The sequence below is a fragment of the Acinetobacter sp. 161(2023) genome, assembly GCF_037027805.1.
In the GTDB taxonomy this organism is placed as follows: Bacteria; Pseudomonadota; Gammaproteobacteria; order Pseudomonadales; family Moraxellaceae; genus Acinetobacter.
Window position 1 is genome coordinate 275,101 of the sequence record NZ_JAZEYD010000001.1, and the last position, 14,408, is coordinate 289,508.

The window sequence follows — 14,408 nt, forward strand, 5'->3', positions numbered from 1 at the left end:
TATTTTAGCGGAGAACACAAATGCAAATTTTTTACGATAAAGACTGTGACTTATCAATCATCCAAGGCAAAAAAGTAGCGATTGTTGGTTACGGCTCTCAAGGTCATGCTCATGCACTTAACCTTAAAGACTCAGGCGTAGACGTAACTGTAGGTTTACGTGCAGGTTCAGCTTCTTGGAAGAAAGCTGAAAATGCTGGTCTTAAAGTTGCAGAAGTACCTGCTGCTGTTAAGCAAGCTGACCTCGTAATGATTTTGACTCCAGATGAATTCCAATCACAACTTTACCGTGACGTGATTGAGCCGAACATCAAAGAAGGTGCAACTCTTGCATTTGCTCATGGTTTCTCAATTCTTTATAACCAAGTTGTTCCACGTAAAGACTTAGATGTAATCATGGTTGCTCCTAAAGCACCTGGTCACACAGTTCGTTCTGAATACCAACGTGGTTCAGGTGTTCCTGACCTTATCGCAATTCACCAAGATGCTTCTGGTAATGCACGTAACGTTGCTCTTTCTTATGCTTCAGGCGTAGGTGGTGGCCGTACTGGTATTATCGAAACTTCATTCCGTGAAGAAACTGAAACTGACTTATTCGGTGAGCAAGCAGTTCTTTGTGGTGGTGCAGTTGAACTCGTGAAAATGGGCTTCGAAACTTTAGTTGAAGCTGGTTATGCACCAGAAATGGCTTACTTCGAATGTTTACACGAACTTAAATTGATCGTTGACTTGATGTTCGAAGGCGGTATCGCTGACATGAACTACTCAGTATCTAACAATGCTGAGTATGGTGAATATGTAACTGGTACTGAAGTAATTAACGAACAGTCTCGTGAAGCAATGCGTAATGCGTTGAAACGTATTCAATCTGGCGAATACGCGAAGATGTTCATTCAAGAGGGTGCATTAAACTACCCATCTATGACTGCTCGTCGTCGTCAAAATGCTGCGCATGGTATTGAAGTAACTGGTAATAAGTTGCGTGCGATGATGCCTTGGATTCAAGCGAACAAAATCGTAGACAAAGAAAAGAACTAATTTTCTTTTTCTAAAGCTTCAAAAGAACCCTGCTACTAAGCAGGGTTCTTTTTTATACTGTTTTTATTTGAATATGAAAAGAGCGAGTCAGTGAACTTGACTAGATTAAATAAATTCTATATTTTTCATATAATTGGCTGCTTAATTTTTAGTTACTCTATTGATTTATAAAGTAAAAAATACTTGACCAAAAGATAGATAGTGTTATTGTTTATAACTGGCTAAAAAGTCAAATTTACTAAAATTTTTTTAACGTGTTTAATTTTTAATTGTATTTTGGGCAATGAGTTGAACAAAATAAAAAAAAGTATTGAATAATCATGGAAGTCCACTATGGGTCATGTTGATTACGATAGCACATTGATCGTCGGCTCTTTTTTTGCAGCTGGCTTCATTTGTTATCTCGTGATTTCCATGGAGCAATTAATATTCAAAAAAGCCTATAAGAAATTTGAGTTTTTTATTTTATTTATCAATGGTTTATTTTTAGCGACTGCAATTAGTGTTATTCATATTGCCGGGATACAAGCTTATCATCTGTTTGAAACAGTCAACTCGAATATTCCTTTGATTACTGTTTCTTTTGCTATTAGTGCTCTGTTATCGTGCGTCGCCATGTGGTTGACTTCACGTTTTACCCTACCTTTATTCCGGCTTATTTTAAGCTCTATTATTATGGGAATTGGAATTTCAGCTTCATATTACATTAGTATGTTGGGCTGGAATATTAATGTCTATAAAAAAGACTACACCTCTTTCTTGTTACTATTTTCTATATTAATTGCGATGAGCGGTTCAGGGTTGGCATTTTTATTGGCCTATAAATTAAAAGATACCGAACGTCATCGTCTAACTTTAAAAATCGCATTTTCGGTTATGATGACCTTAAGTATTATGGGAATGCATTATACGGCGCTGATTGCGACAAATATTACTGATAAATTTATTAGCCAATATCAGGCAGAGCATGACTTATTATTATTTACGATTATTTTAGTCACGTGTCTGGTACTGGTCGCAAGTTTTATTGTTGCGATGTTGGAGCAGCGGCTCACTCAACAAAACTTAGAGTTACGTAAGGCAAATAAAGAATTAGCTAATCTCTCTATACAAGACAATTTAACTAAATTGCCAAACCGCCTTTACTTAGTTGATTATGCTGAGGTATTAATTTCAGATCATCGATATAAAGACCAGAAAATTGCTTTTTTATATATTGATTTAGACCGATTTAAATCGGTGAATGACGCGTTCGGGCATCATGTCGGTGATCAATTACTCATTCAAATGGCGAACCGTTTACATTGGCAACTCAATGAAAAATGTAAACTGCTTAGAATCGGTGGTGATGAGTTTTTACTTATTGCAGAAAATACAAATACTGAAGAAGCAGTTGTTTTGGCTGAGAAGGTTTTACAACTGATTCAGGAAAGTTATCAAATTTCTGGCAAGGAAATTAATATTTCTGCAAGTTTGGGCGTGGCACTCTTTCCTGAGCATGGGCAGAATGTTCAGGACTTACTCATGAACGCTGATGCCGCCATGCTCATGTCCAAAGAACAAGGTAGAAATACATATACCATTTTTAGTTATTCAACCCATCAACAAGAAACGAGAAGTCAGTCAAAACTGATCAATGATCTTTATAAAGCTGTAGAAGAAAAACAGTTCATCTTATATTACCAACCTAAATTTAATACGAATCTTGAAGTTTGTGGAGTTGAAGCCTTAATCCGTTGGAAGCATCCAGCGTTAGGCATACTTACTCCGCATATGTTCATTGAAGGTGCAGAAAAAACAGGTTTGATCATTCCAATGGGATATTGGGCGCTTGAGCAAGCTTGCCTGCAAATTCAGGAGTGGGAGCGCAGTAACACACCATTTTATCCAGTCGCTGTGAACTTATCGGCACTACAATTTGAAAATAAAAAGTTATTTAGTACGCTCGAAGCATTATTAAAAAAATATCAAATTCAACCTCACCACTTAATTGTTGAGATTACTGAATCAACTGCAATGCGGCATATAGACTTGAGTATCCGAGCTTGTGAGCGGTTACGTGACATGGGAATTCGTGTTGCCATTGATGATTTCGGAACAGGGCATTCGAGCTTCTTATATTTAAAAGATTTGCCTGTAGATGAATTGAAAATTGACCGTGGTTTTATAGTTGATTTAAAACCGGGCTCAAAAGAAGAAGTTATACTAGAAAGTATTATTCATTTAGCTAAAAAGTTAGGTTTAACCGTAACGGCAGAAGGGGTAGAAACTCAGCAGCAAGTTGAGATTTTAACCCGTTTAGGATGTCAGCAATTTCAGGGTTATTTATTGGGAATGCCTGTTCAGGTTGATCAACTCATTGAGTCTCAAGGCGCTCATTTTGCTTAAACTAAAAATTAAGTTAAATTATAAAAATACCAATTTATATAATAACTAAAATAATATTTTAGTTATTCAATTGAAAAACAATAAGAAATTTAAAATATTGTCATAAAAGCTACATTGACACCTGTAAACTCTCAGATTATCCTTTGCAAGCTGGCCTACATTGCCAGGTGGTTTTGACAGACCACATACGACCGCATCAGAGTTATTCCGTCTGAGGGATAGTTCTGTGTGTAAGCTCCTCGTTCCCTCCCGTAGCGGTAGGACGGGAGAGGGACACCCTCGGGTGTGCTGGCGTCGTACCAGTCTGTCAACCCTCTTTCGTTCTGCCACCATAATTCTTGATTAATGCTTTGGCAGAACTCCCCATATAAAGGAGTTGGCTATGCATTCTATTTTTATACCTCCAGACTAGTCTATAGCGTGGTTTGATGACCTTTGGGTTTTCAAGCATTAGCTCGTCACGACCAAAAAAATCATATCAACAATAAAACTTGAGATGCGCTGAGTAAGTCTTTCGAGGGCCTTTGCATGCCTTTTTTTGCTTAAAACAAGAGCCTAGGCAGTTTTATCTCATTGAGACATAACAAGAACTTATTTTTATAACGGTAAAACTATGCAACATTTAGATCTCCCATTTCGTGCTTTAAGCGTGCTTCATTCTGCAAGATATCTCTTTAATAATTATGGTTTTCACAAAGTCGGGGTGGACCGAATTATTGAAGCAGCAAAACTCCCCAAAGCTACCTTTTATAATTACTTTCACTCAAAAGAAAGACTCATTGAAATGAGCTTAACCTTTCAAAAGGATGGTTTAAAACAAGAGGTGCTTTCAATCATCTATGTTCAGAAAGAATTAACCGTAATTGAAAAACTCCGCAAAATTTACTTCTTACATGCAGATTTAGAAGGCCTTTATCATCTGCTATTTAAAGCTATTTTTGAAATTGAAAAGCTTTACCCAAAGGCCTATCAAGTAGTGGTTGAGTACAGAAACTGGCTCATTAGCGAGATTTATAGACTTCTTTTAACAAAGAACTCAGAGGCCCCAAAAGAAGATGCACACATGTTTTTATTTGTGGTGGATGGGGCTATGGTTCAGCTTTTAGGTGAAAATAGTGTGGATGATAGAGATGTGTTATTGGAGTATATTTTAAAGAATATTGCTATGCATTAATAATATATAAAGTTTATGGTTATACGCAGTGAAAATATAGTTGTTCTTAATAAATCTCTTATTGAAACTACTCAAATATATATAAGCTCTAAAATTAAAATGGAAAAAGCTGAGAGCAGCTCATGCGTTTAAGCTAGCAAGGGCTTTACTTTTATAGGGTTGTAGAAATAAGTTAAATAAATTTTATCAGTAGAGCTGTAATTCATGCTCTACTCATTTTTTAATAATATTTTAATTCTTCTACAAAACACCTAAAAATTATTAAATTGATATGTTAAGCGGCTGCATACGCTTGGGTTGCTTCAAAATTAATAAGTTTGTTTATATAAGACCATGTTTGTTCAGAATTAATTTTTGTTTTATTTATTGTGCCATCAATAATGATGCCATCAATAATATTAAGAAAAAGACTGGTAAGCGTATGGGCATCTTTGATTTCTAATTCTAGAAATGTTGAGAAAACCAATTTGTAAACCCACTCTCGATATTCATTAACTTGAGCTTTAACAGACGGATACAATTGTAGAACCTCAATGGTCGCTTTTTTAAATAAACAACCATTGAAATCATCTGTATTAATCCAGTCTATATACCAATTGAAAATGTTTTTAAGTTTAATTAACGGATTGTTAATATTATTAATTTTCTTAAATATCGAAGATTGGATTTCTAAATTTCTTTCATGCAGACAGACTTCAATTAAACTCTCTTTAGAAGAAAAGTACTTATAAAAAGTCATTTTTGCAACATTGGACTCAGCAATAATCTTATCAACACCAACAGATGTATAGCTTTTTTGGTTAAAAAGGGTTGTTGCTGTTGTTATAATATTTTCTCTTTTTGTCATCGGGTGCACCGTCGCGAATATTTTTGATTAACTTTGCTATTGTATGTTTTAAAGCTTAAATAAAACTTATTTTATAATATAAAAAAAACTATATTTATTCAATAGTTTGGTTAATCTTAAAAATAATATTTTATGTGTTTAGTTGGCAATAATTTACTTTTTTAAATATTATTAATTAATCCATTGATTTGTTGAGTTAATAGACATAATATCAGCTTGTTAAGGATGGGTATATGGATTTTATTTTAGCAATTGAATGCAAATTGAAATAAAGGGAATCCCCAACTTAACTATAAGAAAAAACTTTTTATTGAGAATGATTATGTCAAAAAAATTTGAAGACTTTAATAATCCAAGAGAAAAAGCGTTGCAGGGGATGAGAAATAGTATTCCTGCACAACAATGGGAAGAAAATTTAAATTTTCTCAAGCAGTTAAGAAATAAAATCGCAGACTTACCAGTTTGTAAACATCCAGCAATTGAAATGTTAAATCATGGATATCTAGATAAGAATACTTTAACTCATATTCATTTAGAATATCGTCATGCGATTGTGCAGATTTTTACTGATGCTTTATTACAAGCGCAGTTTCAAACGAAACAACTGGAACCAAAACTCCATTCTGGAGCTAAAATGTTTCCACGGGTATTATTAAGTTTAAATATACTTGATGAATTCGGTTTTAGACCAGGATTAGGTAAAGATGATTATTATTTGGGGAATCCCGAATATGCTCATTATCCATTGTATGAAGATTTACTTAATGATTATGGCTTAACTGAGCTTGATCGTCGTAATTATAAACCCTCAAAAGCTGCCGATCAGGTGAGATCCTTTTTAGAATCGTCTTATGACAGTTATATCAATGTAGTAGCATTATTAGCTGTTGCAGAGGAAGAGGTTATTCTTTTTAGCCCTCCATTACGCCAAGCGACTAAATTTGTGAATATCGATGTTGAAGGTGGTGGATATTACCATGTGCATGGTGTATCTACTGATGAAACGTCTGAGGCGGCTGATGATGATCATCAGGATGATCTTTGGTTTGCGTTAGCACAAGCAATTACCAAAGATGACTATGAAGGCTTAACTAAGCTATGTATTGATTATTGTGCTTTATGGAATGAGTTCTGGGACGTACAAATTGCCGATGTCCAATTTATTGAAGAAAAGAAACTCGCATAAGATATTCTGCTAAGTCCTAAGAAAGCCCATCCACAATCGGATGGGCTTTTTTGATTGTAAAATCTCTAATGAGAGAAGTTGTATTCTCAAAAAATGTTCAAAAATCTTATGAGTGACTGATGGCATATCAACAATCATTAAACAGTTCTATAAATCTGCTACAATTACGCCAATTTTTATTTTGATCGACTTTAGGTCTTTGGCACTGCAATCTCCGCAGTAGGTGTATTTCATGAGTTTTAAAGATGAGTTAGCGGCACAGGTTGCTCAACGCCGCACATTTGCCATCATTTCCCACCCCGATGCCGGTAAAACCACTATGACAGAAAAATTGCTGTTATGGGGTAAAGCAATTCAGGTTGCAGGGATGGTAAAAAGCCGTAAATCTGACCGCGCAGCTACATCTGACTGGATGGAAATGGAAAAAGAGCGTGGAATTTCGATTACCACCTCTGTTATGCAGTTCCCTTATAAAGGTCATACGATTAATTTACTCGATACACCGGGGCATGAAGATTTCTCGGAAGATACTTATCGTACCCTAACCGCAGTTGACTCTGCGTTAATGGTGATTGATGGTGCAAAGGGTGTCGAAGAACGTACCATTAAATTGATGGAAGTGTGTCGTATGCGTGACACTCCCATCATTTCATTTGTAAACAAGATGGACCGTGAAATTCGTGAACCACTTGAGTTACTTGATGAAATTGAAAATGTCCTCAATATTCGCTGTGTGCCAATTACATGGCCATTAGGAATGGGACGTGATTTTGCTGGTGTATACAACATTATTGAAAATAAATTGTATGTATATAAAGCAGGCTTTGGCTCAACCATTACCGATATTGAGGTACGTGATGGATATGACTATGCAGATATTCGTGAAAAAGTAGGTGATTTGGCTTGGGCATCTTTTGAAGAGTCGCTTGAGCTTGTGCAAATGGCGAATGAGCCATTAGACCGCGAATTATTTTTACAAGGTAAACAAACGCCTGTTCTATTTGGTACGGCATTAGGTAACTTTGGTGTTGACCATGTACTTGATGCTTTCATGGGCTGGGCACCTGAACCTAAAGCGCACCCTACACAAGAGCGTGTAGTTGACGCGAAAGAAGAAGGTTTTTCTGGTTTTGTATTTAAAATTCAAGCCAATATGGACCCGAAACACCGTGACCGTATTGCCTTCATGCGTATTTGCTCTGGTAAATATGAAAAAGGTTTAAAAATGAACCACGTGCGTCTTGGTAAAGATGTCCGCATTAGCGATGCTTTGACATTCCTTGCGGGTGAGCGTGAACATTTAGAAGAAGCATGGCCGGGCGATATTATTGGTTTACATAACCATGGCACGATTCAAATTGGTGATACTTTTACCAGTGGCGAAAATTTACACTTCACGGGCATTCCTCACTTTGCGCCAGAGATGTTCCGTCGTGTGCGTTTAAGAGATCCATTAAAGTCAAAACAATTGCAAAAAGGTTTGAAAGAGTTGTCTGAAGAAGGGGCGACTCAGGTATTTATGCCACAAATTAGCAATGACTTGATTGTGGGGGCGGTAGGTGTGCTTCAGTTTGACGTGGTTGCTTATCGTTTGAAAGAAGAATATAAAGTTGACTGTGTTTATGAGCCTGTAAGTGTTAATACCGTTCGCTGGATTCACTGTGATGACGAAAAAACTCTAAATGAGTTTAAGAAGAAAGCACATGATCAACTTTCTATCGATGGTGGCGGACACTTAACCTATCTTGCGCCAAGCCGAGTGAACTTGCAGATTATGCAAGAGCGTTGGCCTGATATTCAGTTCCGTAACACACGTGAACACTGATCATTTTAATGTGACAAACAGCTTCGAATAGAAGCTGTTTTGTTTTGAAAAATAAGAAAGGATGATGAAATGAACTTGAATAAAAAGGCAATTATTGCGCTTGTGGTTGCAGCCATAACATTAATTTCTGCTATTTCTATTTTTGTCTGGAAAAGCTCTCAGCCTTCATCATCTTCTCAAACCAAAACAGCATCTAGCCAAACTCAACATATAGAAAAAGCTGAAGTGCTGCCATTTCTTAACTTGCAACAAGTAAAAGCCGATTATGCTTTGCCATTTTGTGAGAAGAAAAATTGTATTGATGTTGATATTCAAACGATAAAGACTCAAGACACATGGCTAAATGATTGGATCGCCAAAAGTCAGGCTAAGGTGATTCAGACTCAAATTGATTTGAAAAAAGACTTAAGCTTGCAGCAAGCCATTAATGCCTATGTTAAAAAGTCTGATGAATGGCAAGATAAATATTCTAAAAACCGTGCTTATGAATTGCATCTTCATACGCGCATTGCGTCACAGCGCAATCAATATGTGCTACTGCAATTGGCTTTAGACAGTAAACAAGAAGAGATTACTATAAAGGATCGTTATTATTTTTTCGTAGCGGACCGAAAATTGCATAAAAGCTTAGCTTTATTAGATGTCTTACAAAAGGATCAGCAAACTACTGTGCATCAAATGGTGCAGGTAGCGTATCAAGACTGGTTAAAAAAGCAGACCGCTGACATAAAGAAAGAAGCACCAAAAACTTTATATTGGGGACAAGCGGATTGGTTCTTTGATGGTGAAGGCGTTGGACTTCATTATCAGGCCAACCAGATTACTAAAGAGGCTCCACAGCTCGATATTTATTTATCTAAAGAACAAACCAAAAAAATATTACAACCCGAGGTTTATGAACAAATGTTTTAAGATGGTAGCAGAATTTGCAACCTCTATTTATATGCGCTAATTTCTTAGAAAAGGCACTGCTTAATCTCCTTAGAATAAAAGGCAAAATATGATGTTATCTTCTAAAGTTTCACTGCGATTAACTTTGCTTGCTTCGGCTATATTTTTGGTGGCATGCCAACCTAAAGCCGATCCTAAGGATTCTCAAGAGCAGCAGAAACCAGCAGTTGAGGAACAAAAGCCAGTAGAGCTGACTTTGAAGGGCGAAACAGTTCCTAGCAAGGTTGCTTTACCTGATTGTGATGGTAAAAATTGTCCGGAATTTACAGTAGAGCGTTTACAGAGTAATTTCTCATTTATTGACAAAATTATAGATCAGCAAATCTTAAAGGCGCTAGATCAAATTTTAGGGATTGCTGAACCCAATGCTAAAGTGAAGCAAGCAGATCAGAAAACTGAAGCTTCAGCAGTTGCAGAGCAAAAAAATAGCTTTGATGCACAGGTGCAACGTTATGCAAATTCATTTATTGGTCTGGACAATGAATTAAAAGCTTTAAGTAGTAATCATCAAATTAATCTTTTAGTTAAACCTAAGATTTTGCAGGCTCAAGGTAAAGTGGTCACTGTTGTACTAAATAGCAGTAGCTATTTGGGTGGTGCTCATGGTTCGGCTGCACAGCATTACTATAATTTTGATTTAAAAGAACAAAAGCAGATCAAGCTTGAAGATTTGTTACGTCCACAGCAAAAAGCAGCGTTAGAAAAGTTGGCGCATGAAGCCTTTAAGACTTGGATTACGGACTCTAAACTGGCTGATAATGTCGGTGATTATGAACAAGCTTGGCCATTTAAATTATCTGATAATTTCTTGTTAGGTGAGCAAGGTTTAATTCTTCAATATGGTGAATATGAAATTGGACCTTATGTGGTTGGGCTACCTCGATTAGTGATTCCGTATGATCAATTACAGAAAGTGTTGAAAAAAGAGTATTTGCCACAGCCTAAAGCTAAACCAGCTTCGGCACCCGTTGCAAAAAGTGCTGGCTAATGCATTTGTTTGATACCCATACCCATTTTGATGTTGCCGATTTTGATGAAGATCGGCAGCAGTTAGCGCTTAATGCCAAAAAAGTGGGCGTAGATGCATTAGTCTTAATTGGTTTTGTGCAGTCACGCTTTGACGAATTGGTGCAAACCCATCATCAGTTAAAGAGTTGGCAAAATGTACCCACTTCATATTTAGCGCCAGGCTTACATCCATTTTATATTGAGCAACATCAGCCAGAACATCTTTCATATCTTGAACACATCTTGCAGCAACAGGACTGTGTGGCAGTAGGTGAAATTGGTTTAGATACTTTCTTAAAAGAGCATAAACATCCTGATATCTATGCGAAGCAAAAACAATATTTTGCCGATCAGTTAGAACTAGCAACCCAATATGAAAAACCAGTGCTACTTCATATTAGAAAAGCCCATGGCGATGTACTTGCAATATTAAAAGCTCAAAAATTTAAACTGGGTGGAATTGCCCATGCTTTTAGTGGCGGTGTAGAAGAAGCCAAAGGTCTTATTAAACTTGGGTTTAAAATTGGTGTGACCGGACAAATTACCAATCCGAATGCAAAAAAACTTCATGCGGTTGTGCAGGCTATAGGTGTAGAGCACTTGGTGATTGAAACGGATTGTCCCGATATGACCCCACTTTGTTGCCAAACCTCAACTGGAGAGCGTACCCGTAATACCCCAGTTAATTTGCCTTATGTTTTGCAAAGTTTGGCAGAAAACTTAAACATATCAGCGTCAGATTTGGCCGTACAGCTTTGGGAAAACTCGCTCTCGGCGTTAAAATTATCGTAATAAAAATCAAAGATTAGAAATAGTAACTAAAACAAAACACAGCGATTAGAAAAGAAGCTTAAAGTAAGAAAACAACATGTAAAAACGTGAAAAATAACATTGCCAGACATGGGAGGATAACCCAATGGCTAAGTATAGCAAGATCAATAGTTTTAATGCTTTACAGACGCTAACAGTAGGTTCCAGCAATTATCAGATTTTTAGTTTAGCCCAAGCCGAGAAAACGCTAGGGGATATTGCCAAACTACCGAAATCTTTAAAAGTATTATTGGAAAACTTATTACGGTTTGAAGACCAACTTAGTGTTAAAACTGAACACATCTATGCCTTAGCAGAATGGTTAAAAACCAAAGGTTCTGAACAGGAAATTCAATATCGACCTGCTCGAGTTTTAATGCAGGATTTTACAGGGGTGCCCGCTGTAGTCGATTTGGCAGCAATGCGAGCAGCCATGGCTCAAGCTGGTGGAGATCCAGAGAAGATTAACCCTTTATCTCCTGTTGATTTGGTGATCGATCACTCGGTGATGGTCGACTATTTTGCTGATGATCAGGCTTTTGAAGAAAACGTACATATTGAAATGCAGCGTAATGGCGAACGATATCAATTTCTTCGTTGGGGACAATCGGCATTTAATAATTTTAGTGTAGTGCCGCCGGGTACGGGGATTTGTCATCAGGTCAATTTAGAATATTTGGCCCAAGCAGTATGGTTGGGAGAAGATGAAGGCAAAACTTTTGCTTTTCCTGACACCTTAGTGGGAACAGATTCACATACGACCATGATTAATGGCTTGGGTGTTTTAGGTTGGGGCGTTGGCGGTATTGAGGCTGAAGCAGCAATGTTGGGCCAACCTATTTCTATGCTTATTCCTGAAGTCATCGGTTTTAAACTTACAGGAAAATTACCAGAAGGTATCACTGCAACTGACTTGGTACTCACCATTACTCAAATGCTTCGCCAAAAAGGTGTGGTGGGTAAATTTGTAGAGTTCTATGGAGACGGCTTAGCCGATTTGCCTCTTGCTGACCGCGCTACTATTGCCAATATGGCACCAGAATATGGCGCGACGTGTGGTTTTTTCCCGATTGATGAAGTGACATTAGGTTATTTGAAATTAACTGGTCGTCAAAGTGATCGTATTGAACTGGTTGAAGCTTATAGCAAGGCACAAGGCTTATGGCGAAATGCAGGTGATGAGCCTGTTTTTACAGATACTTTAAGTTTAGATATGACCACGGTGCAAGCAAGTTTGGCTGGACCAAAACGCCCGCAAGACCGAGTGCTGTTATCAGAAGTACCTAAAACCTTTAATGCACTCATGGAGTTAACTTTAAAACCTGCTAAAGAGGCCAAAGAGCGTTTAGAGAATGAAGGCGGTGGTGGTACTGCGGTAGAGGCAAAAAAATCGAATATCCAACATGAAATTCCATCTTGTACTATTGATGGGCAAACTTACCCATTAAACCACGGTGATGTTGTTATTTCAGCAATTACCTCTTGTACAAATACTTCTAACCCGAGCGTAATGCTTGCGGCAGGATTACTTGCTAAAAAAGCCATTGAAAAAGGTTTGCAGCGTAAACCGTGGGTGAAAAGCTCGTTAGCACCGGGTTCTAAAGTCGTGACTGACTATTTGCTGGCTGCTGGGCTTACACCGTATTTAGATGAATTGGGCTATAACCTAGTGGGTTATGGTTGTACAACCTGTATCGGTAACTCAGGTCCACTACCTGAACCAGTCGAAGATGCAATTCAATGTCATGATTTAAACGTAGCATCTGTACTCTCGGGTAACCGTAACTTTGAAGGACGAGTACATCCATTAGTTAAAACGAACTGGCTTGCTTCTCCACCTCTCGTTGTTGCTTATGGTTTGGTTGGTAATATTCGTACCGACTTGACCACACAACCTCTTGGGCAAGGTAAAGATGGACAACCTGTCTATTTAAAAGATATCTGGCCAAGTCAGGCAGAAATTGATGAAGTCTTGCAAAAAGTGAATACAGACATGTTCCACAAAGAATATGCAGCTGTATTTGATGGTGATGCAACATGGCAAGCGATTCAAATTCCAAAAACTAAAACTTACGAGTGGGCAGATGACTCGACTTATATTCGTCATCCACCATTCTTTGAAGGAATTGGAGAGCCACCAAAACCAATTAAAAATATTGAACAAGCACGTATTTTGGCAGTGCTGGGCGACTCGGTAACGACTGATCATATTTCACCAGCAGGGAATATCAAAAAAGACAGTCCAGCAGGTCGATATTTACAAGAGCAAGGTGTTGAGCCAAAAGACTTTAACTCTTATGGTTCTCGACGTGGTAATCACGAAGTCATGATGCGAGGTACCTTTGCCAACATTCGTATTAAAAACGAGATGCTTGGTGGCGAAGAGGGAGGTAATACTATTCATGTGCCAAGTGGTGAAAAGCTTGCTATTTATGATGCAGCGATGCTTTATCAACAAGAAAACACACCACTTGTGATTATTGCTGGTAAAGAATACGGAACAGGTTCTTCGCGTGACTGGGCTGCAAAAGGAACAAATTTATTAGGCGTGAAAGCAGTGATTGCCGAGAGCTTTGAGCGTATTCATCGTTCAAACTTGGTGGGAATGGGAGTGTTGCCATTACAGTTTGTTGATGGGCAAACTCGTCAATCTCTTAACTTAACGGGTCATGAAGTGATATCAATTCGAGGTTTACTGGACGGAATTCAACCTCATCAAATTCTTGAAGTCGATGTCAAAGGGCCAAATGGCGTAGCCAGCCACTTTAATGTGTTATGTCGAATTGATACCTTAAATGAGGTTGAGTACTTTAAGGCAGGTGGTATTTTGCATTATGTACTGCGGAATTTGATTGCTTCATAAGTCTATAAACTTAGCACGGCCCTATAATGAATGTGCATGAGCCAATATTGAATTTATAGGCGTATCTTTACTTTTTAATAGGATAAAAAGTAACAAAAATCCTTTGTCGGGCTGACGGTATGTCCTTATACCGCAGCCCAACTGGGCGGCATCCGTGCCGCCTGTCACGCTAGTAAATAATGGCTTAAATCTTAAATAATATAATTTGATTTATAATGATAAGACTTGTCGTGAGTTTAAATATCCCAATCCCAAGTTTTCTTTGATCTGAAATACACTTTCTTCTGAAAAGCAGTAAAATAGCCACCGTGTTTTATAT

10 protein-coding genes are annotated in these 14,408 nt (G+C 37.6%); 9 read left to right on the forward strand and 1 reads right to left on the reverse strand.

What is annotated here, in order from left to right; all coding sequences use genetic code 11:
* Positions 1–20: 20 nt before the first annotated feature.
* The 3 genes from ilvC to WA249_RS01325 all read left to right on the forward strand — a co-directional run bounded on the left by ilvC (position 21) and on the right by WA249_RS01325 (position 4,599).
* Positions 21–1,037: a ketol-acid reductoisomerase gene (gene ilvC, locus WA249_RS01315; RefSeq protein ID WP_004794656.1), complete on the forward strand. Its 1,017-nt coding sequence runs from the start codon at positions 21–23 to the stop codon at positions 1,035–1,037.
* Between the two features lie 333 nt (positions 1,038–1,370).
* Positions 1,371–3,425: a bifunctional diguanylate cyclase/phosphodiesterase gene (locus WA249_RS01320; protein ID WP_336166052.1), complete on the forward strand. Its 2,055-nt coding sequence runs from the start codon at positions 1,371–1,373 to the stop codon at positions 3,423–3,425.
* A 613-nt stretch (positions 3,426–4,038) separates the two neighbouring features.
* On the forward strand, positions 4,039–4,599 hold the full coding sequence (locus WA249_RS01325; protein WP_336166053.1) for a TetR/AcrR family transcriptional regulator: 561 nt from the start codon (positions 4,039–4,041) through the stop codon (positions 4,597–4,599).
* Positions 4,600–4,873: 274 nt separating this feature from the next.
* Here WA249_RS01325 and WA249_RS01330 read toward each other — a convergent pair whose 3' ends face one another.
* Entirely contained in the window at positions 4,874–5,446 is a 573-nt protein-coding gene (locus tag WA249_RS01330) for a TetR/AcrR family transcriptional regulator (protein ID WP_336166054.1), read from the reverse strand.
* Between the two features lie 322 nt (positions 5,447–5,768).
* On the opposite strand from WA249_RS01330, the gene WA249_RS01335 reads away from it, so the two are divergent.
* From WA249_RS01335 to acnA, 6 genes are all read left to right on the forward strand, one after another.
* Entirely contained in the window at positions 5,769–6,632 is an 864-nt protein-coding gene (locus WA249_RS01335; protein WP_336166055.1) for a hypothetical protein, read from the forward strand.
* A gap of 232 nt (positions 6,633–6,864) precedes the next feature.
* Entirely contained in the window at positions 6,865–8,457 is a 1,593-nt protein-coding gene (locus WA249_RS01340) for a peptide chain release factor 3 (RefSeq protein ID WP_336166057.1), read from the forward strand.
* 69 nt (positions 8,458–8,526) lie between these two features.
* On the forward strand, positions 8,527–9,369 hold the full coding sequence (locus WA249_RS01345) for a hypothetical protein (RefSeq protein WP_336166059.1): 843 nt from the start codon (positions 8,527–8,529) through the stop codon (positions 9,367–9,369).
* 91 nt (positions 9,370–9,460) lie between these two features.
* Entirely contained in the window at positions 9,461–10,396 is a 936-nt protein-coding gene (locus tag WA249_RS01350) for an RsiV family protein (protein ID WP_336166126.1), read from the forward strand.
* Positions 10,396–11,208 carry a TatD family hydrolase gene (locus tag WA249_RS01355; protein WP_336166061.1) on the forward strand — a complete coding sequence of 271 codons (813 nt, stop codon included), beginning with the start codon at positions 10,396–10,398 and terminating at the stop codon, positions 11,206–11,208. Before WA249_RS01350 ends, WA249_RS01355 begins: the two co-directional genes overlap by 1 nt.
* Positions 11,209–11,332: 124 nt before the next feature.
* Positions 11,333–14,089, forward strand: coding sequence for an aconitate hydratase AcnA (gene acnA, locus WA249_RS01360; RefSeq protein WP_336166062.1), 2,757 nt, complete (start codon positions 11,333–11,335; stop codon positions 14,087–14,089).
* The last annotated feature ends 319 nt before the right edge of the window (positions 14,090–14,408 follow it).

What these genes read in the sequence shown, in the direction of transcription:
- acnA (WP_336166062.1), top strand. Translation starts at nt 11,333, where the DNA reads ATGGCTAAGTATAGCAAGATCAATAGTTTTAATGCTTTACAGACGCTA.
- ilvC (WP_004794656.1), top strand. Translation starts at nt 21, where the DNA reads ATGCAAATTTTTTACGATAAAGACTGTGACTTATCAATCATCCAAGGC.
- WA249_RS01335 (WP_336166055.1), top strand. Translation starts at nt 5,769, where the DNA reads ATGTCAAAAAAATTTGAAGACTTTAATAATCCAAGAGAAAAAGCGTTG.
- WA249_RS01330 (WP_336166054.1), bottom strand. Translation starts at nt 5,446, where the DNA reads ATGACAAAAAGAGAAAATATTATAACAACAGCAACAACCCTTTTTAAC.
- WA249_RS01320 (WP_336166052.1), top strand. Translation starts at nt 1,371, where the DNA reads ATGGGTCATGTTGATTACGATAGCACATTGATCGTCGGCTCTTTTTTT.
- WA249_RS01345 (WP_336166059.1), top strand. Translation starts at nt 8,527, where the DNA reads ATGAACTTGAATAAAAAGGCAATTATTGCGCTTGTGGTTGCAGCCATA.
- WA249_RS01350 (WP_336166126.1), top strand. Translation starts at nt 9,461, where the DNA reads ATGTTATCTTCTAAAGTTTCACTGCGATTAACTTTGCTTGCTTCGGCT.
- WA249_RS01340 (WP_336166057.1), top strand. Translation starts at nt 6,865, where the DNA reads ATGAGTTTTAAAGATGAGTTAGCGGCACAGGTTGCTCAACGCCGCACA.
- WA249_RS01325 (WP_336166053.1), top strand. Translation starts at nt 4,039, where the DNA reads ATGCAACATTTAGATCTCCCATTTCGTGCTTTAAGCGTGCTTCATTCT.
- WA249_RS01355 (WP_336166061.1), top strand. Translation starts at nt 10,396, where the DNA reads ATGCATTTGTTTGATACCCATACCCATTTTGATGTTGCCGATTTTGAT.